Origin of the sequence: Pseudomonas sp. LABIM340, assembly GCF_040017195.2 — a bacterium.
Taxonomy (GTDB): domain Bacteria; phylum Pseudomonadota; class Gammaproteobacteria; order Pseudomonadales; family Pseudomonadaceae; genus Pseudomonas.
In genome coordinates this window covers 5003311-5022751 of sequence record NZ_CM200227.1, presented here as the reverse complement: position 1 = coordinate 5022751, position 19441 = coordinate 5003311, and the positions used below count along the sequence as shown (strand labels likewise).

General features: G+C 66.3%; 24 protein-coding genes. 15 read left to right on the top strand and 9 right to left on the bottom strand.

The window, feature by feature from the left end:
• The first annotated feature begins 119 nt into the window (after positions 1-119).
• The 4 genes from cobU (at position 120) to ABKS89_RS23075 (ending at position 3092) form a co-directional block, all read left to right on the top strand.
• The gene (gene cobU, locus ABKS89_RS23090) at positions 120-641 is read left to right on the top strand and encodes a bifunctional adenosylcobinamide kinase/adenosylcobinamide-phosphate guanylyltransferase (protein ID WP_348587198.1); all 522 of its coding nucleotides are present in this window, start codon (positions 120-122) and stop codon (positions 639-641) included.
• Positions 638-1693 carry a nicotinate-nucleotide--dimethylbenzimidazole phosphoribosyltransferase gene (gene cobT / locus ABKS89_RS23085; RefSeq protein ID WP_348587197.1) on the top strand — a complete coding sequence of 352 codons (1056 nt, stop codon included), beginning with the start codon at positions 638-640 and terminating at the stop codon, positions 1691-1693. Before cobU ends, cobT begins: the two co-directional genes overlap by 4 nt.
• Entirely contained in the window at positions 1690-2277 is a 588-nt protein-coding gene (locus tag ABKS89_RS23080) for a histidine phosphatase family protein (protein ID WP_348587195.1), read from the top strand. The genes cobT and ABKS89_RS23080 overlap by 4 nt, the downstream gene beginning before the upstream one ends.
• 92 nt (positions 2278-2369) lie before the next feature.
• The gene (locus tag ABKS89_RS23075; RefSeq protein WP_348587622.1) at positions 2370-3092 is read left to right on the top strand and encodes an adenosylcobinamide-GDP ribazoletransferase; all 723 of its coding nucleotides are present in this window, start codon (positions 2370-2372) and stop codon (positions 3090-3092) included.
• 255 nt (positions 3093-3347) lie between these two features.
• On the opposite strand, the gene ABKS89_RS23070 is transcribed toward ABKS89_RS23075, so the two are convergent.
• Entirely contained in the window at positions 3348-5180 is a 1833-nt protein-coding gene (locus tag ABKS89_RS23070) for an acyl-CoA dehydrogenase C-terminal domain-containing protein (RefSeq protein WP_348587193.1), read from the bottom strand.
• 224 nt (positions 5181-5404) lie between these two features.
• Between ABKS89_RS23070 and ABKS89_RS23065 the strand changes: the two genes are divergently transcribed.
• The 5 genes from ABKS89_RS23065 to ABKS89_RS23045 all read left to right on the top strand — a co-directional run bounded on the left by ABKS89_RS23065 (position 5405) and on the right by ABKS89_RS23045 (position 8923).
• Complete coding sequence (locus tag ABKS89_RS23065) at positions 5405-5821, top strand: MarR family winged helix-turn-helix transcriptional regulator (RefSeq protein ID WP_348587191.1); 417 nt, start codon at positions 5405-5407, stop codon at positions 5819-5821.
• 74 nt (positions 5822-5895) lie between these two features.
• The gene (locus ABKS89_RS23060; protein WP_348587620.1) at positions 5896-7089 is read left to right on the top strand and encodes an MFS transporter; all 1194 of its coding nucleotides are present in this window, start codon (positions 5896-5898) and stop codon (positions 7087-7089) included.
• On the top strand, positions 7086-7208 hold the full coding sequence (locus ABKS89_RS23055) for a hypothetical protein (RefSeq protein ID WP_277873432.1): 123 nt from the start codon (positions 7086-7088) through the stop codon (positions 7206-7208). Before ABKS89_RS23060 ends, ABKS89_RS23055 begins: the two co-directional genes overlap by 4 nt.
• 48 nt (positions 7209-7256) lie before the next feature.
• Positions 7257-7814 carry a glutathione peroxidase gene (locus ABKS89_RS23050; protein WP_348587189.1) on the top strand — a complete coding sequence of 186 codons (558 nt, stop codon included), beginning with the start codon at positions 7257-7259 and terminating at the stop codon, positions 7812-7814.
• Positions 7815-7984: 170 nt separating this feature from the next.
• Positions 7985-8923: a DUF2167 domain-containing protein gene (locus ABKS89_RS23045; RefSeq protein ID WP_138215312.1), complete on the top strand. Its 939-nt coding sequence runs from the start codon at positions 7985-7987 to the stop codon at positions 8921-8923.
• 69 nt (positions 8924-8992) lie between these two features.
• Here the strand turns inward: ABKS89_RS23045 and ABKS89_RS23040 are convergent, their stop codons facing one another.
• The 3 genes from ABKS89_RS23040 to purM are packed head-to-tail and all read right to left on the bottom strand — an operon-like array spanning position 8993 to position 11431.
• Positions 8993-9709, bottom strand: a complete 717-nt coding sequence (locus ABKS89_RS23040; protein ID WP_138215311.1) for a DUF3108 domain-containing protein — start codon at positions 9707-9709, stop codon at positions 8993-8995.
• 10 nt (positions 9710-9719) lie between these two features.
• Positions 9720-10370 carry a phosphoribosylglycinamide formyltransferase gene (gene purN / locus ABKS89_RS23035; protein ID WP_348587188.1) on the bottom strand — a complete coding sequence of 217 codons (651 nt, stop codon included), beginning with the start codon at positions 10368-10370 and terminating at the stop codon, positions 9720-9722.
• Positions 10370-11431 carry a phosphoribosylformylglycinamidine cyclo-ligase gene (gene purM, locus ABKS89_RS23030; RefSeq protein WP_138215309.1) on the bottom strand — a complete coding sequence of 354 codons (1062 nt, stop codon included), beginning with the start codon at positions 11429-11431 and terminating at the stop codon, positions 10370-10372. Before purM ends, purN begins: the two co-directional genes overlap by 1 nt.
• Positions 11432-11643: 212 nt before the next feature.
• Between purM and ABKS89_RS23025 the strand changes: the two genes are divergently transcribed.
• Both ABKS89_RS23025 and hda read left to right on the top strand, forming a co-directional pair.
• Positions 11644-12684: a DUF2066 domain-containing protein gene (locus ABKS89_RS23025; protein WP_348587187.1), complete on the top strand. Its 1041-nt coding sequence runs from the start codon at positions 11644-11646 to the stop codon at positions 12682-12684.
• 143 nt (positions 12685-12827) lie between these two features.
• Positions 12828-13532: a DnaA regulatory inactivator Hda gene (hda, locus tag ABKS89_RS23020; protein WP_024764559.1), complete on the top strand. Its 705-nt coding sequence runs from the start codon at positions 12828-12830 to the stop codon at positions 13530-13532.
• Between the two features lie 30 nt (positions 13533-13562).
• Here the strand turns inward: hda and ABKS89_RS23015 are convergent, their stop codons facing one another.
• From ABKS89_RS23015 to arsC, 3 genes are read right to left on the bottom strand one after another with little or no spacing between them, the layout of a single operon-like run.
• Positions 13563-14012 carry a DUF2069 domain-containing protein gene (locus tag ABKS89_RS23015; RefSeq protein WP_151187994.1) on the bottom strand — a complete coding sequence of 150 codons (450 nt, stop codon included), beginning with the start codon at positions 14010-14012 and terminating at the stop codon, positions 13563-13565.
• Complete coding sequence (gene wrbA / locus ABKS89_RS23010; RefSeq protein WP_138215306.1) at positions 14013-14609, bottom strand: NAD(P)H:quinone oxidoreductase; 597 nt, start codon at positions 14607-14609, stop codon at positions 14013-14015.
• Positions 14606-14959, bottom strand: a complete 354-nt coding sequence (gene arsC / locus ABKS89_RS23005) for an arsenate reductase (glutaredoxin) (protein WP_138215305.1) — start codon at positions 14957-14959, stop codon at positions 14606-14608. Before arsC ends, wrbA begins: the two co-directional genes overlap by 4 nt.
• Before the next feature lie 125 nt (positions 14960-15084).
• On the opposite strand from arsC, the gene ABKS89_RS23000 reads away from it, so the two are divergent.
• Both ABKS89_RS23000 and ABKS89_RS22995 read left to right on the top strand, forming a co-directional pair.
• Entirely contained in the window at positions 15085-16314 is a 1230-nt protein-coding gene (locus ABKS89_RS23000; RefSeq protein WP_045210367.1) for a YihY family inner membrane protein, read from the top strand.
• Positions 16315-16471: 157 nt separating this feature from the next.
• Positions 16472-16669: a hypothetical protein gene (locus ABKS89_RS22995; RefSeq protein ID WP_138215304.1), complete on the top strand. Its 198-nt coding sequence runs from the start codon at positions 16472-16474 to the stop codon at positions 16667-16669.
• 4 nt (positions 16670-16673) lie between these two features.
• Here ABKS89_RS22995 and ABKS89_RS22990 read toward each other — a convergent pair whose 3' ends face one another.
• Positions 16674-17069, bottom strand: a complete 396-nt coding sequence (locus tag ABKS89_RS22990; protein ID WP_138215303.1) for a hypothetical protein — start codon at positions 17067-17069, stop codon at positions 16674-16676.
• 185 nt (positions 17070-17254) lie between these two features.
• Positions 17255-18664 carry a PilZ domain-containing protein gene (locus ABKS89_RS22985; protein ID WP_348587185.1) on the bottom strand — a complete coding sequence of 470 codons (1410 nt, stop codon included), beginning with the start codon at positions 18662-18664 and terminating at the stop codon, positions 17255-17257.
• Between the two features lie 30 nt (positions 18665-18694).
• Between ABKS89_RS22985 and ABKS89_RS22980 the strand changes: the two genes are divergently transcribed.
• Both ABKS89_RS22980 and ABKS89_RS22975 read left to right on the top strand, forming a co-directional pair.
• Positions 18695-19165 (top strand): TlpA disulfide reductase family protein, encoded by a 471-nt coding sequence (locus tag ABKS89_RS22980; RefSeq protein ID WP_348587183.1) that lies wholly within the window; start codon positions 18695-18697, stop codon positions 19163-19165.
• On the top strand, positions 19165-19440 hold the full coding sequence (locus ABKS89_RS22975) for an acylphosphatase (RefSeq protein WP_138215300.1): 276 nt from the start codon (positions 19165-19167) through the stop codon (positions 19438-19440). Before ABKS89_RS22980 ends, ABKS89_RS22975 begins: the two co-directional genes overlap by 1 nt.
• Position 19441: the final 1 nt, after the last annotated feature.

Here is a 19441-nt window from a genome sequence, read left to right as displayed (position 1 = left end):
TCTCGGTTATCCGCGGTTTCTGCTTGCCAATGTTTCGGCGGATAACGCCTGTGACGTTATCCGCCCTACGCCTGCTTTTCGTAGGAGCGAGCTTGCTTGCTCCTACAAGTGGAGAACCCATGCTTGAACTGATCCTCGGCGGCGCCCGTTCGGGCAAGAGCCGCCTGGCCGAACGCCTGGCGGCGGAAAGCGGCCTGCCGGTCACCTACGTCGCCACGGCCCAGGCCGGCGACGGTGAGATGTCCACACGCATTCTCCAGCACCGCGAGCGTCGCCCCGAACACTGGGGGCTGGTGGAAGAGCCGCTGGCCCTGGCCGACACGCTGGAGCGCCTGGCGGCGCCGCAGCAGTGCGTGCTGGTGGACTGCCTGACCCTGTGGGTCACCAATCTGCTGCTCCATGAAGACGGCTGGCGCCTGCGCGGCGAGATCGACGCGTTGCTGGAAACGCTGCCGCAACTGCCCGGACGCATCATTCTGGTCAGCAACGAAACCGGGCTGGGCGTGGTGCCGATGGGCGAGCTCAGCCGCCGATATGTCGACGAGGCCGGCTGGCTGCACCAGTCCCTGGCCGAGGTCAGCGAGCGCGTGGTGTTCACCGTCGCCGGCCTGCCCATGGTGTTGAAGGGGGAAGCGTTATGAGTTTGCAATGGTGGCTGCAAGGTACCCAGCCGATCGACCGCGTGGCGCAGGACAAGGCCGCCGTGCGCCAGGACCAGCTGACCAAGCCGCGCGGCGCGCTGGGCCGGCTGGAAGAGGAAACCATCCGCCTGGCCGGCCTGCAGGGCCGCGAGCGGCCAACGCTGGAACACATCTGGATCGCCCTGTTCGCCGGTGACCACGGTGTGGTCGCCGAAGGCGTGTCGGCCTACCCGCAGGCGGTGACCGTCGAGATGCTGCGCAACTTCGTGCGCGGCGGTGCGGCGATCAGCGTGCTGGCCCGTGACCTCGACGCGCGCCTGGAGGTGATCGACCTCGGTACTGCCACGCCGCTGGAGCCGCTGCCGGGTGTGCTGCATGTGATGGTCGGTGCCGGCACCGCGAACTTCACCAGGGAACCGGCGATGACCGCCGCCCAGTGCCTGATCGCCCTGGAGTCCGGCCGCGAGTCCGTGCGCCGCGCCCAGCAGGCCGGTGCGGAGCTGTTCATCGGTGGCGAAATGGGCATCGGCAATACCAGCTCGGCGGCGGCTCTGGCCTGCGCCCTGCTGGACGAACCGGCGCAGGTGCTGGTCGGCCCCGGTACCGGGCTGGATTCGCGGGGCGTTGCGCGCAAGGTCGAGGTGATCGACCGCGCGCTGGCGCTGCACCGCGCCCACTGCGACGAGCCCTTCGAGGCCCTGTGCCGTCTCGGCGGTTTCGAGATCGCAGCGCTGGTGGGCGCTTATCTCGCCTGTGCGCAGAAGGGCATCCCGGTGCTGGTGGACGGCTTCATCTGCACCACCGCCGCGCTGTGCGCCACGCACCTCAATCCCGGTTGCCGGGACTGGCTGCTGTTTGCTCACGCTGGCGCCGAGCCGGGGCACAATCGCGTGCTGGCCGCGCTCGACGCGCAGCCCTTGCTGGACCTCGGCCTGCGCCTGGGTGAGGGCAGCGGCGCGGCGCTGGCAGTGCCGCTGCTGCGTCAGGCGTGCCGGCTGCATAGCGGCATGGCGACCTTTGCCGAGGCCTCGGTGTCGGACCGTCCCGCATGACGCTGCGTCTGGAGTTGTTGCGTCACGGCGAGACCGAGCTCGGCGGAGGCTTTCGCGGCCGCCTGGACGATGCGCTGACCGCAACCGGCTGGGCGCAGATGCGCGGCGCGCTGGGCGATGAGTGCCGCTGGTCGGCACTGGTCAGCTCGCCTTTGCAGCGTTGCGCGGCTTTCGCCGAGGAGCTGGCGGCGCGCCATGGCTTGCCGCTGGGCTTCGAGCCGGGCCTGCAGGAGCTGGATTTCGGCCAGTGGGAAGGCCTTTCGCCAGCTAAGCTGATGGAGAGCGATGCTGCGGCGCTGGAGCAGTTCTGGAACGATCCATACGCCTTCCCGCCGCCCGGTGGCGAGGCCATGGGCGACTTCGAATCCCGCGTCTTCGCGGCGCTGGAGGGCCTCTACCAAGCCCACGCCGGATCGTCCGTGCTGGTCGTCACCCACGGCGGTGTGATGCGCCTGCTCGGCGCGCTGGCCAGCGGCCTGTCGGCAAGACGCCTGCTGGAAGTGGTGGTGGCCCACGGCGAATGCATGGTGCTGGACGTGACCCGCGACGGCGACGGCTGGCGCATCCACAAGGCAAGCAATTGATGAACGACCCGCACCGGGATCGCGAGCAAGAGGCACCCGAGCCCGCCGAGCAGAGCGGGGCAGACGCGCACGCCGCCCACCTCAGCGACTGGCTGCTGCCGCTCGTGGCGTTGCAGTTCCTCACTCGCCTGCCGGTGCGCCTGTGGCACATGCCGACGCCCGAACAGTTCGGCCGCGCCACCTTGTATTACCCGCTGGTGGGTCTGCTGATCGGCGCCGTGCTGTTCGCCATGGGCGAGCTGCTCAGTGGCGTGCACCTGCTGTTGCAGGCGGCGCTGATCCTGCTGGTATGGGTGGCCTTCAGCGGCGCTCTGCACCTGGACGGTTTGGCCGATTCGGCCGACGCCTGGATTGGCGGCCTGGGTGATCGCGAACGTACCCTGGCGATCATGAAGGACCCGCGCTGCGGCCCCGCGGCGGTGGTCGCACTGGTGCTCTTGCTGCTGCTGAAGTTTGCGGCGATCACCGCGATTCTCGGCAATCACCAGCACTGGGGTTTGCTGCTGGCGCCCTGGCTGGGGCGCTGCGCGCTGCCGCTGCTGTTCTACACCACCGACTATGCGCGCAAGGGCGGGCTGGGCCAGGCGCTGGCCGATCACCTGCCGCGCGGCGTAATGCCGTGGATGCTGGCGGCCAACGCCGCGTTGATGGTGCTGGCGGGGCTTACCGGCCTGCTGGCGCTGGTGGTCGCGCTGGTGGTGTTCGTCTGGTTGCGCAGCCGCTTCATCGCCCGCCTGGGCGGTACCACCGGGGATACCGCCGGGGCGATGCTGGAGATGATCGAGTGCGCCGTGCTGGTGGCGCTGGCGCTCTGATCTCGCCTTGCCGCGAGTCTGGCCTGGACATCCTTGTAGGATGGTGTGGAGCGTAGCGATACCCATCAATGCTCATGCACCGACAGCATGGGTATCGCAAGCTCCACCCATCCTACGTTCTCGATACCCTGCGCCGCCGGAGCAATCCTGCAGGAGCGAGGGGGACGCCATCGTTATTGCTCGCGAACCGCATAACGCCTGCGTGTCCGGCGAGATTGTTCGCGAGCAAGCTCGCTCCTACAAAAAACGCGTGCGTCAATCGAAGGCGAAATGCTCCGTCTTCAGCCCCATGATCGACTGCACCGGCTTCGCCATCGCCGCCGCATGGCCCTTGGCACGCGGCAGCAGGCGGGCGAAGTAGAAGTCGCTGGTGGCGATCTTGGCCTTGTAGAAGTCACTCGACTCGCTGCCGCCCTGGCGCAGGCGCTTGCGCGCGGCGGCTTCCTGCAGTGCCCAGGAGTACGCCAGCGCGGCGTAGCCGGAGAACATCAGGTAGTCGTGGCTGGCGGTGCTCACCAGGTCGCGCTGCTTGCGGGCGGTCAGGGCGATGCGAATGGTCAGCAGGTTCCACTGCGCGCAGAGCTTGAGCAGCGTGAGCGCGCGGCCGCGCATGGCCGGCTCCTGCTTGAGCAGTTCGACGGCAAACTTCGCCACCTGCCGGGTGAAGTCGCGCACGGCCTTGCCCTGTGTCATCAGCAGCACCTTGCGGCCGAGCAGGTCCAGCGCCTGGATGCCGGTGGTGCCCTCGTAGAGCGTGGCGATGCGCGCATCGCGGACGATCTGCTCCATGCCGTGTTCCTTGATGTAGCCGTGGCCGCCGAACACCTGCATGCCGAGGTTGGCGCTCTCCAGGCCCAGTTCGGTCAGGCAGCCCTTGAGGATCGGCGTGAGGAAACCGAGCTTGTCGTCCCAGCGGTCATACTCGGCGTTGTCGTTGGTCAGCAGGCCCTGGATCATCTTGTCGGCGTACTGGGTGGCCAGGTAGATCAGCGCGCGGCCGCCCTCGGCCACGGCCTTCTGGGTCAGCAGCATGCGGCGCACGTCGCCGTGGTGCATCAGGCTGTCGGCGATCTCGCCCGGCTCCTTGGTGCCGGAGAGGGCACGCATGGAACGGCGCTCACGGGCATAGGCCAGTGCGCCCTGGTAGGCCAGTTCGGCGGTGGCGACGCCCTGGATGGCGGTGCCGATGCGCGCGCTGTTCATGAAGGTGAACATGCACTCCAGCCCGTTGTTCGGTTCGCCGATCAGGTAGCCGGTGGCGCCGTCGAAGTTCATCACGCAGGTCGCCGAGGCCTTGATGCCCATCTTCTTTTCCAGCGCGCCGCAGGTCACGCCGTTGCGCGGGCCGAGGCTGCCGCCTGAGCCGCTGCTCTGGGATGGTAGAAATTTCGGCACGATGAACAGCGAGATGCCGCGTGTGCCCTTGGGCGCATCGGGCAGTCGCGCGAGGACGATGTGCACGATGTTCTCGGTGAGGTCGTGCTCGCCGGAGGAGATGAAGATCTTGGTGCCGGTGATCGCGTAGCTGCCGTCGGCGTTGGTTTCCGCGCGGGTCTTCACCTGGCCCAGGTCGGTGCCGCACTGTGGCTCGGTCAGGCACATGGTGCCGCCCCAGCGGCCTTCGGTGAGCGGGGTGAGGTAGGTGTGTTTCTGTTCCTCGGTGCCGTGCTGCATCACGGTGTTCATCGCGCCCAGCGATAGCCCAGGGTACATCGAGAACGGCCAGTTGGCGGTGCCCAGCATTTCCTGCTTGAGCGCGCCCAGGCTCATCGGCAGGCCCTGGCCGCCATACTCCACCGGGTGCGACAGGCCCTGCCAGCCGCCAGCGACATAGGCGTCGTAGGCTTCCTTGAAGCCCGCGGGCGTGCGTACTTCGCCGTTCTCCAGGTGGCAGCCTTCCTCGTCGCCGCTGTGGTAGAGCGGGGCGATCACTTCCTCGCAGAGCTTGGCGCATTCGCCGAGGATGGCGTCGACCATGTCCGGTGTGGCTTCGCCGCCGTTGACCAGGTTCTGGTAGTGGCTGGGGAAATCGAAGACTTCGTTGAGCAGGAAGCGGGTGTCGCGCAGCGGGGCTTTGTAGACGGGCATCGGGGACCTCGGACCGTGATGCGCCCCGTCGAAAGCGCGGGGCTGGATGGCGCAGTTATACGGCCGGCTCCGCAGGATGCCCTTGGCTGCGACAACGCCTCGCACTGGCAGTTGGGACAATAGGCCAGTTGGGACAATTGGTCAGATGGTGCAATCGATCAGAAGGGACAATCGGTCGCGCCGGCCATTGACCGAGCAAGAGTTGCGGGTATATACACGTATCCATGCTGACGACCCAATGCCTCTGCACCAAGCTGCGCCGCTCGGCCCGTGCCGTGACCCGCGTCTACGACGATGCCCTGAAGGACGTCGGGCTGACCACTGCGCAATTCTCCCTGCTGCGGCACCTGTCGCGGCTGGAGCAGCCGAGCATCTCCGAGCTGGCTGATGCCATGGGCCTGGACCGCAGTACGCTGGGGCGCAACCTCAAGCCGCTGGAGGCCGATGGCCTGGTGAAGCTGGAAGAGGGCGAGGACCTGCGCAACCGTATCGTGGCGCTGACGCCAGCCGGGCTCGAGCGCATCGTGCGTGGTCGCGATGCCTGGGATGCGGCGCAGCAGGATGTGGCGGCGCACCTGGGCGATGAAAAGCGCCGTCAGCTGGAAGCCTTGCTGGATGAACTGGCCGCGCTGGAGAGCTAGCGGCGGCCTGCGTGCTGTTTAGAAGAACGAACAAAAGCGGGTATATACCCGTGCAGGAGCAACTGATGTCGAAGCTGTCGCGCACAGGGTTCTGGATACTGCTATCCGGCGCCCTGATCCTCGCCCTGTCCCTGGGCATCCGCCATGGCTTCGGCCTGTTCCTCGCACCGATGAGCGCCGAATTCGGCTGGGGGCGCGAGACCTTCGCCTTCGCCATCGCCCTGCAGAACCTGATCTGGGGCATCGCCCAGCCGTTCACCGGGGCCATCGCCGACCGCTTCGGCGCCATGCGCACCGTGCTGGTGGGCGGCATCCTCTACGCCGTCGGCCTGGTGCTGATGGGCTATTCCGACTCGGCCTTCAGCCTTTCCATGAGTGCGGGTCTGCTGATCGGCATCGGCCTGTCGGGCACGTCGTTCTCGGTGATCCTCGGCGCAGTCGGCCGCGCGGTGCCGCTGGAGCGCCGCAGCATGGCCATGGGCATCTCGGCCGCCGCCGGTTCCTTCGGCCAGTTCATCATGCTGCCGGGCACCCTCGGGCTGATCGGCTGGCTGGGCTGGTCCGCCGCCTTGCTGGCGCTGGGCCTGCTGGTGGCCTTCATCGTCCCGCTGGCGGCGCTGATGCGCGACAAGCCGCTGCCCATGCAGGGCCACGAGCAGACACTCGGCGAGGCGCTGCGTGAGGCGGCCGGGCATTCCGGGTTCTGGCTGCTGTCCCTGGGCTTCTTCGTCTGCGGCTTCCAGGTGGTGTTCATCGGCGTGCACCTGCCGGCCTATCTGGTGGACCGCCACCTGCCCGCCACCGTCGGTACCACGGTGCTGGCGCTGGTGGGATTGTTCAACGTATTCGGCACCTACTTCGCCGGCTGGCTCGGCGGGCGGATGAGCAAGCCCCGGCTGCTCACCGGCCTGTACCTGCTGCGCGCGGTGGTGATCGTCGCCTTCATCTGGGCGCCGCTGAGTGTCTGGACGGCCTACGCCTTCGGCATTGCCATGGGGTTGCTGTGGCTGTCCACCGTGCCGCTCACCAACGGCACGGTCGCCACGCTATTCGGCGTGCGCAACCTGTCGATGCTCGGCGGCATCACCTTCCTGTTCCACCAGATCGGCGCCTTCCTCGGCGGCTGGCTGGGTGGCTACGTGTATGACCACACCGGCAACTACGATCTGGTCTGGCAGGTGTCCATCCTCCTCAGCCTGCTGGCCGGCCTGCTCAACTGGCCGGTGCGCGAGCGCCCGGTCGAGCGCCCGGCACTGGGGGCCGCGTGAAGCGCCCGGTGGTGGTCGCACTGGTGCTGGGCCTCGGCCTGGCGCTGGCCGGTCTCGCCTGGTGGGGCTGGCAGCGTGGCGGGCTGGCGCTGATGCAGCTCGGAATGGGCAGTTGCTGATGCCCGGCTCGCGGGGTAGCGTGGCCTGATCACCGGAGGATTCCCACGATGCGCCCACGTCTTTCCCTGCTCGCCCTGACCCTGCTGCTGCCGATGGCCGCGCAGGCCGCCGACTGCCCGGCGCTGCTCAAGACCCAGGGCGAACTGCCCAAGCTGCGCTCCAAGGACAGTCTCGATCTCTGCGAGCTTTACGCCGGCAAGCCGCTGGTGGTGGTGAATACCGCCAGCCATTGCGGCTTCACGCCGCAGTTCAAGGGCCTCGAGGCGGTCTACCAGAAGTACAAGGGGCAGGGCCTGGAAGTGCTCGGCGTGCCCTCCGATGACTTCAAGCAGGAAGACGCCGATGCGGCCGAGACCGCGAAGGTCTGTTACGGCAACTACGGCGTGACCTTCAACATGACCTCGGTGCAGCACGTCAGCGGCGACGAGGCGATCCCGCTGTTCAAGGACCTCGCCCAGCAGGCCGACCAGGTGCCGCGCTGGAACTTCTTCAAGTACGTGGTGGACCGCCAGGGCAAGGTGGTGGCCCAGTTTTCCAGCCTGACCAAGCCGGACGATCCGCAGTTGCAGGCGGCGATCGAGAAGGCCATCGCCAGCCAGCCCTGAGGCGTGGCCGCGCAGGATGAAGCCGGGCCCATGCCCGGCTTTTCTGTGCGCCAGAGCGGGCGGAAGTGAAATTTCCTGTTACAGGTTCGGCGCTGGGGTGCGACAATTCGGGCCCGGCGGCTCAGCAATTGGCCGCCAATGTCATGGATACGATTCAGGAGATTCACCCTATGGATGGCAAAGCCCTCTTCCTGGCTGCCTTGCTCGCACAGGCCGTCGCCGCCCCGGCGTTCGCCGCTCCCGCCACTTCCAACCAGAGCGAAGCCCCCGCGGCTGCCGCTGCTCCCGCTGCCGCCGCCGAGTCGGACGAGGAGATGTCGCCCGAGACCTTCGTCGCCAGCCTGCACTTCCAGAAGGGCAAGGTGGTGGTCGGCGACAACCTCGCGACCTTCGACCTGCCGGACAATTTCGTCTTCCTCGACGGCAAGGATGCCGAGCGCGTCCTCGAAGCCTGGGGCAACCCACCCAACGACGAGCCGCCGCTGGGCATGCTGATGCCGGCCGGCGTGTCGCCCTTCGACGCCGAGTCCTGGGCGGTGACCGTGCAGTACGAGGAGAGCGGCTACGTCTCGGACGAGGATGCGGCGAAGATCGACTACGCCGAGATGCTCAAGGACATGCAGGACGACCTCAAGGAAGCCAACCCGCAGCGCGAGCAGCAGGGCTTCGAGGCGATCCAGCTGATCGGCTGGGCCGCGCCGCCGCGCTATGACGCCGCGGAGAAGAAGCTGTACTGGGCGAAGGAGCTGCAGTTCGGCGACGCCAAGGAACACACGCTGAACTACAACATCCGCGCGCTGGGCCGCAAAGGCGTGCTGGTGCTGAACTTCGTCGCGGGCATGGAGCAGCTGCCGGAAATCGAGAAGAACGTCAGCAAGGTGCTGGCGATGACCGAGTTCAATCCGGGCAGCCGCTATGTCGACTTCAACCCCAGCGTCGACAAGGTCGCCGCCTATGGCCTGGGTGCGCTGATCGCCGGCAAGGTCGCCGCCAAGGTCGGCCTGTTCGCCACCCTGCTGGTCCTGCTGAAGAAGCTGTGGATCGTCCCGGCCCTGGCCATCGGCTGGATCGCTCGTCGCTTCAAGCGCAAGCCGTCGAACGAGGGCTGATTCGCCGGCCCGGGTTTCGAGGCATAAAAAAGCCGGGCATTGCCCGGCTTTTTCTTTTGCGCTGAAGGATCAGCCTTTCTCGCCCTGGACGGCCTTGCCGCCCACGGTGCCTTCCTTGAGCATGATCTGGTATTCCTTGCCGTCGGACTCCTGCTGGTACAGGCGCACGAGGAGGAAGTCCCAATCCTTGGCGAACCAGAGGATGGTCTTGCGGTTGCTCTTGGTGGGGTCGCGCACGCGCTCCACCTTGATCGCGGTGATCAGGCCGGCCTGGGTGCGGACCTTCTCTTCGCCGAGCACACGGAAGTCGTAGGTATCGGTATCGGTACCCTCGATCACCTGGTAGCTCATGGCCTTCTTGCCGACGGCCACGTCATGCTGCAGCGCGAGCTGGTAGGTGGACTTGTCCAGCTGGCCCTTGTTCAGCGGCTGGCGCACCTGGTCGCCACGGTCGCTGCCCAGCACCTGTTTCTCGGCCCAGTCGAAATCGAGCTCGGTCTGCTTGTTCTTGCCCAGGCCTTCGCGGGCCCAGCGGTAGGTCAGTGGCAGGTAGGTGTCGTTCTCGACCTTGAACGTGCTGATCTCGGTGAGGCTGGCAAGCAGCATGGACGCCTTGAAATCCAGTTCCCAGCGGCCGCCGTCGCCTTGCTTGAGGCTGCGGGAGGCGGTCCCGCTGATCGGCATCTGTTTCCAGTCGGCGGTGTAGCTGGCCTCGAACGGCTTCAGCTCGAAAGCCTGGGCCGGCAGGGTCAGTACAGCCATCAGGAACAGCAGGGCTCTACGCATCACGAATCTCCTAGGTTCGGTACGAATGGCCGGATGCGGGCAGAAGCTCCCCATCCAGCGTGGCGCCATGTTCACCCAGCCTGACTCGGCCTTCGGCGAACCAGCGCATGGCCAGCGGATAGATCACATGTTCCTGCACGTGAACGCGCTGCGCCAGCGTTTCCGGCGTGTCGTCAGACTCTACCGGGATTGCCGCCTGTACGACCAGAGGACCGCCATCAAGTTCCTCGGTGACGAAGTGCACGCTGCAGCCGTGCTCGGCGTCGCCAGCCTCCAGCGCGCGCTGGTGGGTGTGCAGGCCCTTGTAATTGGGCAGCAGGGACGGATGGATGTTCAGCAGGCGACCCTGGTAGTGACGCACGAAGTCGGCGCTCAAGATGCGCATGAAGCCGGCGAGCAGCACCAGGTCGGCGCCGAAGCCGTCGATGGCCTGGATCAGCGCGGCGTCGAAGCTTTCGCGGTCGGCGTAGGACTTGTGGTCGAGGAAGCGAGTCTCGATGTTGGCCTGGCGCGCACGCTCCAGGCCATAGGCGTCCGCGCGGTTGGAGATCACCGCGCGGATCACCGCCGGCGTATCAGCGCCGGCGAGACTGTCGATCAGGGCTTGCAGGTTGCTGCCGGAGCCGGAAATCAGCACCACGACATTGCAAGGTGTGGACATCAGTGGCCTTTCAGGTTGTTCAGGACCACGCGCTCGGCGTCGGCGGCGCAAGCGTCGATGCGGCCGATGACCCACGGCTGCTCGCCGGCGTCACGCAGGGCCTTGAGGGAAGCCTCGACCTGATCCTGCGCAACGCAGATGACCATGCCCACGCCGCAGTTCAGCACGCGGTGCATCTCGGTCTCGTCGACGTTGCCTTTTTCCTGCAGCCAGTCGAAGACCGCCGGGCGCTGCCAGCTGGCCACGTCAACCACGGCCTGGGCGTTGTCCGGCAGGACGCGCGGGATGTTGTCCAGCAGGCCGCCGCCAGTGATGTGGGCCATGGCCTTGACCGCGCCGGTGTCTTTGATCAGCTGCAGCAGCGGCTTCACGTAGATGCGGGTCGGGGCCATCAGCAGGTCGGCCAGGGGCTGGCCGTTCAGCTGGGTGGCTTCGATGTCGGCGCCGGAAACTTCGATGATCTTGCGGATCAGCGAGTAGCCGTTGGAGTGCGGGCCGGAGGAGGGCAGGGCGATCAGGGCGTCGCCGGCAACCACTTTCGAGCCGTCGATGATCTCGGACTTCTCCACCACGCCGACGCAGAAGCCGGCCAGGTCGTAGTCTTCGCCTTCGTACATGCCCGGCATCTCGGCGGTTTCACCACCGACCAGGGAGCAACCGGCCAGCTCGCAACCGGCGCCGATGCCGGTGACCACGGTGGCGGCCACGTCGACGTTGAGCTTGCCGGTGGCGTAGTAGTCGAGGAAGAACAGCGGCTCGGCGCCGCACACGACCAGGTCGTTGACGCACATGGCGACCAGGTCCTGGCCGATGCTGTCGTGCTTGTTCAGGTTCAGCGCCAGGCGCAGTTTGGTGCCGACGCCGTCGGTACCGGAGACCAGTACGGGCTGCTTGTAACCGGCCGGGATTTCGCAAAGAGCGCCAAAGCCACCCAGGCCGCCCATGACTTCCGGACGCGCGGTGCGCTTGGCGACGCCTTTGATGCGTTCGACCAGGGCTTCGCCGGCGTCGATGTCCACACCGGCGTCCTTGTAGCTCAACGAGGGTTGCTTGTTGCTCATAAATCCAGGCCTATAGAAGGGATGATTCGTCTTGCCGCCGGGTGCGCCGTTCGCGCTTCCCGGCCTGCGCGGGAGGCGCGGGATTTTATCAGGCTTGCCCGGCAGCGGCCATCTCGCGCTGTTGCCGCTGGCCGGACGGCTGTTTAAGGTATAGGCCTTCCTTGCCAGCTCGTTGCACGCTGGCATCTTCGTTTTTGCCGCGAGAGCCCGCCATGCGCCTGACCGCCCGCCTGTTGATCCTCTGCCTGTCGCTGTTCAGCCTGCCGTCCTTTGCTGAAACGTTGGGCAACCTGTACCAGGTGCACGAACCGGTCGCTTCCCAGCAGCCGGACGAGCGCAATGCCGGCCTGACCCGTGCCCTGCAGACCCTGGTCCTGCGCCTGACCGGCAACGCCAGCGCCGCGCAGAGCCCGGCGCTGGCTGGCTACTTCAAGGACCCGCAGCAGCTGATCAGCCAGTACGGCTTCGAGAACGGTCCGCCCATGGCACTGGTCGTGGACTTCGATCCGACCGCCACCGACAACGCCCTGCGCCAGGCCGGCCTGCCGGTCTGGGGGGCGAGCCGGCCGAGCGTGCTGGCCTGGTGGCTGAACGAAAGCGCCAACGGCAGCAGCCTGGTCGGCGACAGCCAGGAAGCCTCCGCCCCGCTGAACCGTGCGGCCCAACGCCGCGGCCTGCCGCTGCGCCTGCCGATGGCTGATCTCAGCGAACAGCAGGTCGGCACTGCCGAGAACCTCAGCGCCGCCCAGCCGGACGCTCTGAAAGCTGCCTCCGAGCGCTACGGCGCCGATGCCCTGCTGGCGGTGGACGCCAAGGAAGCCGACGGCAAGTGGACCGCCACCTGGCGCGTGTGGATGGGCGACAACCGTGAACAGGGCCAGGCCCAGGGCGATACCCCGGACGCGCTGGCCGATGCGGTGATGCTCGGTGTTTCGCAGCGCCTGTCGCAGCGTTTCGTCGGTTCGGCTGGCTCGGCTTCGGCCCAGGTCCTGCAGATCGAGGGCGCCGACCTGGCCCGTTACGCCGAAGTCTCGCGCCTGCTGGAGCCGATGGGCGCCAAGCTGGTGGAGGTCCAGGGTAACAAGCTCGTCTACCGCGTGACCGCCAGCACCGAACAACTGCGCGCGCAACTGGCGCTGGCCCGCCTGCAGGAAGCCCCGGCCGAGCCGGCGCAACCGGCGGTCGACGCCAACGGCCAACCGGTGCCGAACGCGGCCGTTCCGGCCCAGAACACCCTGCGCTTCCACTGGTGACGAGCGCTACGGGGCGGGCAAAGTCCCGCTTCCCGCCGCCGGTGGCTCTGAGTCGCACGTGGTAGCTGCGTTATCCTTCTGATTTGGATAAACTTTCAGTCACCAAGGCCCACCCCAAGCGATTGAAGAAACGCCGGCCCGGCATGACTCCTATGCAGCTCCCACTCAGCGTACGTCTGCGCGATGACGCAACGTTCGCCAACTACTACCCCGGTGCCAACGCCGCGGCGCTCGGCTATGTCGAGCGTCTGTGCGAGCCCGAGGCGGGGTGGACGGAAAGCCTGATTTATCTCTGGGGCGCCGAAGGCGTGGGTCGCAGCCACCTGCTGCAGGCCGCCTGCATTCGTTCCGAACAACTGGGTGAGCCGTCGGTCTACCTGCCGATGGCCGACCTGGTGGCCTACGGTCCGGAAATCTTCGATAACCTCGAACAGCGCGAGCTGGTGTGTCTGGATGATCTCGACGCCCTGGCCGGCAAGCGCGAATGGGAAGAGGCGCTGTTCCACCTGTTCAACCGCCTGCGCGATTCCGGTCGCAAGCTACTGCTGTCGGCCTCGGTGTCGCCGCGTGAGTTGGGGGTGAAGCTACCGGACCTGAAATCCCGCCTGACCCTCTCGCTGATCTTCCAGCTGCACCCGCTGACCGACGACGAAAAGCTGCGCGCCCTTCAGCTGCGCGCTTCGCGCCGGGGTCTGCACCTGACCGACGAAGTGGGGCGCTTCATCCTCACTCGCGGCGCGCGCAGCATGCAGTTCCTCTTCGACCTGCTGGACGAACTGGACAAGGCCTCGTTGCAGGCCCAGCGCAAGCTGACCATTCCCTTCCTCAAGGAAACCATGGGCTGGTAAGCCCCGGTTTCCCCGATTCGCGGTGTCCGATCAGGCGCTCGTCGCTTCCTGTTGTGGCTCCTGACCTTCGCCAGCGAGCTTGCGGTCGTACTGGAAGCGCCAGCGCGTGTACATCAGCGCCGAACAGAACAGCGACACGCTGAGGATGATCTCTGCCCAGCCGAAGATGGCGTGGTTGGGATCGAAGGCGTTGAGCACGCCGAGGATGAAGTACAGGTTGATCACGTAGCACGCCCAGGCGTGGCCACGCGCGCTGCCGATCAGGATGCCCGGCGCTACCACCAGCAGCGGCAGTAGCTTGAAGCCGAGGAAGGCCCACGGCACCCAGTGCGCGCCGCCATGGGCGTCGGCAAACAGCACGTCCCAGATGACGATGAGCAGGATCAGCCCGATGAAGCTGCCGAGGGCGACCGCGCGGCTGGCGGCCAGCCGGGGTTTTAGCCATTCCATGGGCGGCAGCGGTTTGTTCTTGCGGGCCATTCAGCTCTCCAGTTTGCGGGCAACTTCGGCCAGGCGCTTGCCCAGCGCGCGGCACAGGGTGATTTCGTGTTCGTCCAGGCTGCGCTTGCCGTCGGCAGTGGCGAAGTGGCTGGCGCCGTAGGGCGTGCCGCCGCCTCGGGTTTCCAGCAGGGCGGGCTCGCTGTAGGGGATGCCGGTAATGATCATGCCGTGGTGCAGCAACGGCAGCATCATCGACAGCTGGGTCGTCTCCTGGCCGCCGTGCAGGCTGGCGGTGGAGGTGAAGACCGCCGCTGGTTTACCCACCAGACCACCGGTCAGCCAAAGGCTGCTGGTGCCGTCGAGGAAGTACTTGAGCGGTGCGGCCATGTTGCCGAAGCGGGTCGGGCTGCCGAGGACGAGGCCGGAGCAGTCCTTCAGGTCCTCCAGGGTGGCGTAGAGCGCGCCTTCGGCCGGGATGTCCGGGGCGACGGCTTCGCACTCGGTGGAAACCGCCGGCACTGTGCGCACGCGCGCTTCCAGTCCGGCCTGCTCGACGCCACGGGCGATCTGCCGCGCCATTTCGGCGGTGGCGCCGTGGCGGCTGTAGTACAGGACCAGGATATAGGGAGCGCTCAAGGCAGGATCTCCAGTACCTTCTCCGGCGGACGGCCAATCACTGCCTTGTCGCCGACGATGACAATCGGACGCTCGATCAGCTTGGGATGGCTGGCCATCGCCGCGATCAGCTGGTCATCGCCCAGTGCCGGGTTGGCCAGGTCCAGTTCCTTGTATTCGTCCTCGCCGCTGCGCAGCAGCTGGCGCGCGCCAATGCCCAGCTTGCCGAGCAGCGCCTTGAGTTCGGCGGCGCTGGGCGGGGTTTCCAGGTAGCGCACGATGGTCGGCTGGAGACCGCGCTCTTCGAGCAATTCGAGGGCGCCACGGGATTTGGAGCAGCGCGGATTGTGAAAAATTGAAATCTGGCTCATGTGCCGGGACTCGCAAGGCCGATGAAGTGGCGGCTATTCTAACCGCCTCCTCGGACTGGACTGAACCGCTGTCGTTCGCCGCGATCTACGAGGACGGTTTTTTCAGTGCAGCCAAAGGACACTTCATGCACGAACGCTTGCAGGGCCTGGTCGAATTCGGCCGCTATCTGGTCCAGCGCTTCCTGGCCGACAAGGCGCCCAACAGCGCTGCGGCCCTGACCTACACCACGCTGTTCGCGGTCGTCCCGATGATGACCGTGACCTTCGCCATGCTCTCGGCCGTTCCGGCCTTCGAGGGCATGGGGGAGCGCATCCAGCTCTTCGTGTTCCGCAACTTCGTGCCGTCCACCGGCGAGGCGGTCGAGGCCTACCTGCGCAACTTCACCGTGCAGGCGCGGCATCTGACGTGGCTGGGCGTGGCTTTCCTGGCGGTCACCGCCTTCACCATGCTGGTGACCATCGAGAAGGCCTTCAATGCCATCTGGCGCGTACGCCAGCCGCGCCGGGGCGTGACCCGCTTCCTGCTGTACTGGGCGATCCTCAGCCTGGGCCCGCTGTTGCTGGGCACCGGTTTCGCCGTGTCCACCTACATCACCTCGCTGTCGCTGCTCTCCGGCCCCCATGCGCTGCCGGGCGCGGCGATGCTGCTGAAATTCATGCCGCTGCTGGCCAGCGTGGCGGCCTTCACCCTGATCTACGCGGCGGTACCCAATGCGCGGGTGCCGTTCCTGCACGCGCTGGCGGGTGGGGTCTTCACCTCGATCCTGTTCGAGGCGGCCAAGTCGCTATTCGGCTTCTATGTGAGCTTTTTCCCTGGCTACAAGCTGATCTACGGCGCCTTCGCCACCGTGCCGCTGTTCCTGCTCTGGGTGTACCTGTCCTGGCTGATCGTGCTGTTTGGTGCCGAGCTGGTCTGCAACCTGTCCTCGACCCGGCTCTGGCGCCGGCGCGCCCTGCCGCGCCTGCTGGTGATCCTCGGCGTGCTGCGGGTGTTCTTCGACCGTCAGCGCCATGGCCTGCCGACGCGCCTGGTGCATCTGCACCGCGCCGGTTGGCTGCTGCCCGAAGATGAGTGGGAAGAGGTGCTGGATTTCCTCGAGGGCGAGCAACTGGTCTGCCGTGCAGGCTCGACCACCGCCGCCTGGGTGCTGTGTCGTGACCTGGGCAGCTACAGCCTGCATCACCTGCTCAACCGCAGCCCCTGGCCGTTGCCTTGCCTGGAAGCACTGCCGGCGGAGCTGGATGAGCCCTGGTACCCGGAATTGCGGGAAACGCTGGCGCGCTACCAGGCGGATCGCCAGGAGCTGTTCGGTGACAGTCTGGCGAAATGGTTGAAGCCGTCACATTCCGAGTGACGCAAAACGTCAGTTTGCGGCGAATCTGATGCTTTGACGCCTTTGTACCACTTCAGAAATGCGCCATTTCTGGCTATTTCAGAATTGGCACAGTTCTGGCTATGGAGGATTCAGGACACAGGAGTCCTTTAGAAGTTCCTCCAAGGCCAGCGAATCCATGAAAAAAGACCAGAACAACGTAGTGCACCTGCATCAGCGCGATCTGTCGAGCGCCCTGGAGCGGTTGAATAGAATCACTGGTCTGCAGTTCAGCAGCTGGCCCGAGTCGCTCCTGCCGTCCGTCTCGCAAGAGGCCGCCGAACCCGCTGCAGCCGAGTCGTCGGACGACGACACGCTGGTACGTCAGCTGGGCTGAATCTTCACAGGCTGGTGGCTACCGGACGCGTTGCGCCGGCCTGCTGTTCCACCGCCTGCATGAAGACTTCCTCGGCGATCACCCGCGACAGGGGAACGGCCGCGCGCAGCTTGATCTGCGCATCCTCGATCCGCTGGGAGAACACCAGGCGCGCTACGCCTGACAGCAGGATGCGGCTCTGCTTGTTGACCGTGCCATGGTCGATCACCACTTCCCGGCTGCGCTCGCCATCGCGGTAGCTGAGCAGCAGCGTCACCGGCAGTTCCGCCACGCCGGGCAAGTGTAACCAGACCGCGACATTGAAGTCGGCCAGCCGTCCCCCGTTGGCCGCATTGGCCGGCCGCGCGCTGGCGACAATATGGCTGGGAACCTTGCTGACAAGCTGGTCTGTAGGCTGCATCGGGCTGTCCTGTCGATGGAGGCTGGCGTACATGGCGCCAGTCGCATTCTGAAGGCCGCTGAGTGATCGGCGAGCGAGAGTCGTCCCGAGAGTCAGGACGAACGTTCGAATTATAGGGAGGAGGCTTCCAGGCATTCCGGGCTTACTGCCGATCTTGCCTGTGACATCTCTCCCAAATTCGACAATCAGGCCAGGCGCAGTGGGTGGCGAGCTACCAATGGCGTACTGAGGTTGGCGACGGGCAGCGGCAGGATGGTCTGGTTGTCGAAGCTGGCCAGTTGCAGCCACAGATTCTCGCCTTCGACGAACTGTCCCTGGGCGACCCAGAGCCCGTGATACCAGCCGTTGCCCGGTTCCGGCGTACTCTGCAGGACGCCGGGGTGACGCTGTGCGTCAGGTGCGCGACGCAGCCAGACCGGGCGGGGAAGTCCCTTCAGGTAACGCAGGCCGAGGTGTAGCCCGTCGTTGTTGAGGTGTCGCCAGCGCACCACGGCGAGGGTGGGCGTGCCGCCGTTGCCAGGAATCAGCAGCAACTGGCCGACCGGCAGCTGCCCGGCCTGTTGGCCGGTGCAGAGGATGCGGGCACCGCCCGCGCTGGCGTCCATCAGCGTCGCTTCCCGGCAGGGGCTGGTCGAACTGTCCAGCAGGTGCTGCTGAATAGCCGGAAGGCCGACGACTACCCGGCAGGTACCCTTCTGTTCGGCACGCTCATGGCGGCGTGTCTGGTGTCCAAGCCAGTGGTGGCGGACGCGCTCCAGCAGCACGCCCTGGTCCAGGCGGCGCAGGGGCGCCGGGTCGTGCAGGGCAATCAGCAGGGCGCCCAGTTCCAGTCGGCGCAGTTGATCGGCCGGAGCGTCAGCAGCCTGTTCGACTGCCAGGCAGGGCTCGTCCGAGCCGAGGGCGACGACGAAGCCTTCCTGTTCCTCATCGTCCCAGGGCAGCAGGCGGCCCAGCGCGGCCAGCGGCGCCAAGGCCGAGAACAGCTGGGGGGCTTCGCCCTCGGTCAGGTGGAACGGGTTGCTCAGGGCCAGCAGCAGTATCTGCTGGTACAGCCCGCGCAAGGTGCCGGCAGGAATCGGGTCGAAAGCCGCTGCTACCGGTTCGTCCAGGCACTCCTGGTGCTCACCGATCCAGTACAGCAGGTGGCTGTCGCGCCACAGGCTGCCCGGTGGCTGCTGATACTGCTGGTAGTGACGCAGCAAGGCCTGGGCGAGGAAGTGCTGAGCCATGTACAGGCACCAGGCCATGTGCGGCCGCGACGGCTTGCGGCCGTGCAGGATCTGCAGCAGCAGGCGCTTGAAGCCGGCGGCGAGTTCGCTGCAGAAGTGCACGAAGAGCGCCGGCGGCGACTTTTCCTGGCGGATCAGCCGTTCGTAATGCCGGTATTCTTCGCTGAGGCTTTGCAGGGCGCGCTGTCTTTCCAGTAAGGTCAGCGCGCATCGGTTGAGGCGGAACAGCGTGCCCAGCGCCTTCTGCAGACCTTCCTGCAGGGGCTGTTGCCGCGATTCCTGGAGCCTGACCGCCAGGTTGCTCATTGCCTCGGCATCTTCTTCGAGGATGTCCGGCACCTCCAGGCGCAGGGCATCGAGCATCATGACCACCCCGCATACACGAGGATTGAAGGCATGGGAGTGCGGCTCCGTATTGTGATTGGCTTGATGGCCGGCCTGATCCTGGCCGGCTGCTCGGCGGACTATGGCACCGATCAGCATGGACAGAAAGTACCCGCTGCGAGTGTAGATGGCCAGTGGCTAGTTATTAATTACTGGGCGGAATGGTGTGCGCCGTGTCGCAAGGAGATTCCCGAGCTGAATCATCTGGCGCAAGAGGGCAAGGCGAAGGGCTTTCGGGTGCTGGGGGTGAACTTCGACGGCCTGCGCGACGCGGACCTGGCGAAGGCCTCGCACGACCTGGGCGTGCAGTACACCGTGTTGGCCGACGACCCTGCGCCGCGCTACAGCCTGCCGCGCAGCGAAGCGCTGCCTGTAACCTACATCATCGACCCTGAGGGCAAGATGCGCGAGCAGTTGCTCGGTGAGCAGACCGCTGCCGGCCTGCAGGCGCGCCTGAGCGCCTTGCGCGAGGAGAAGCAGTGATGGCGAGGATCTGTCTGCATGGCTACATCAGCGGCAAGGTACAGGGCGTCTATTACCGCCAGAGCACCCAGGAGCAGGCCGAGCGCCTGGACATCGACGGCTGGATTCGCAACCTTGCGGACGAACGCGTCGAGCTGTTGATCGAAGGTGAGGAAGATGCGGTGCGCGAGCTGGAGAAGTGGCTGGCGCGCGGCCCGGTGAAGGCCAGGGTGACGGCGGTGGAACTGCAGCCGATGACACCCCAGGGCATCACCGGCTTCATCGTTCGCCGCTAGG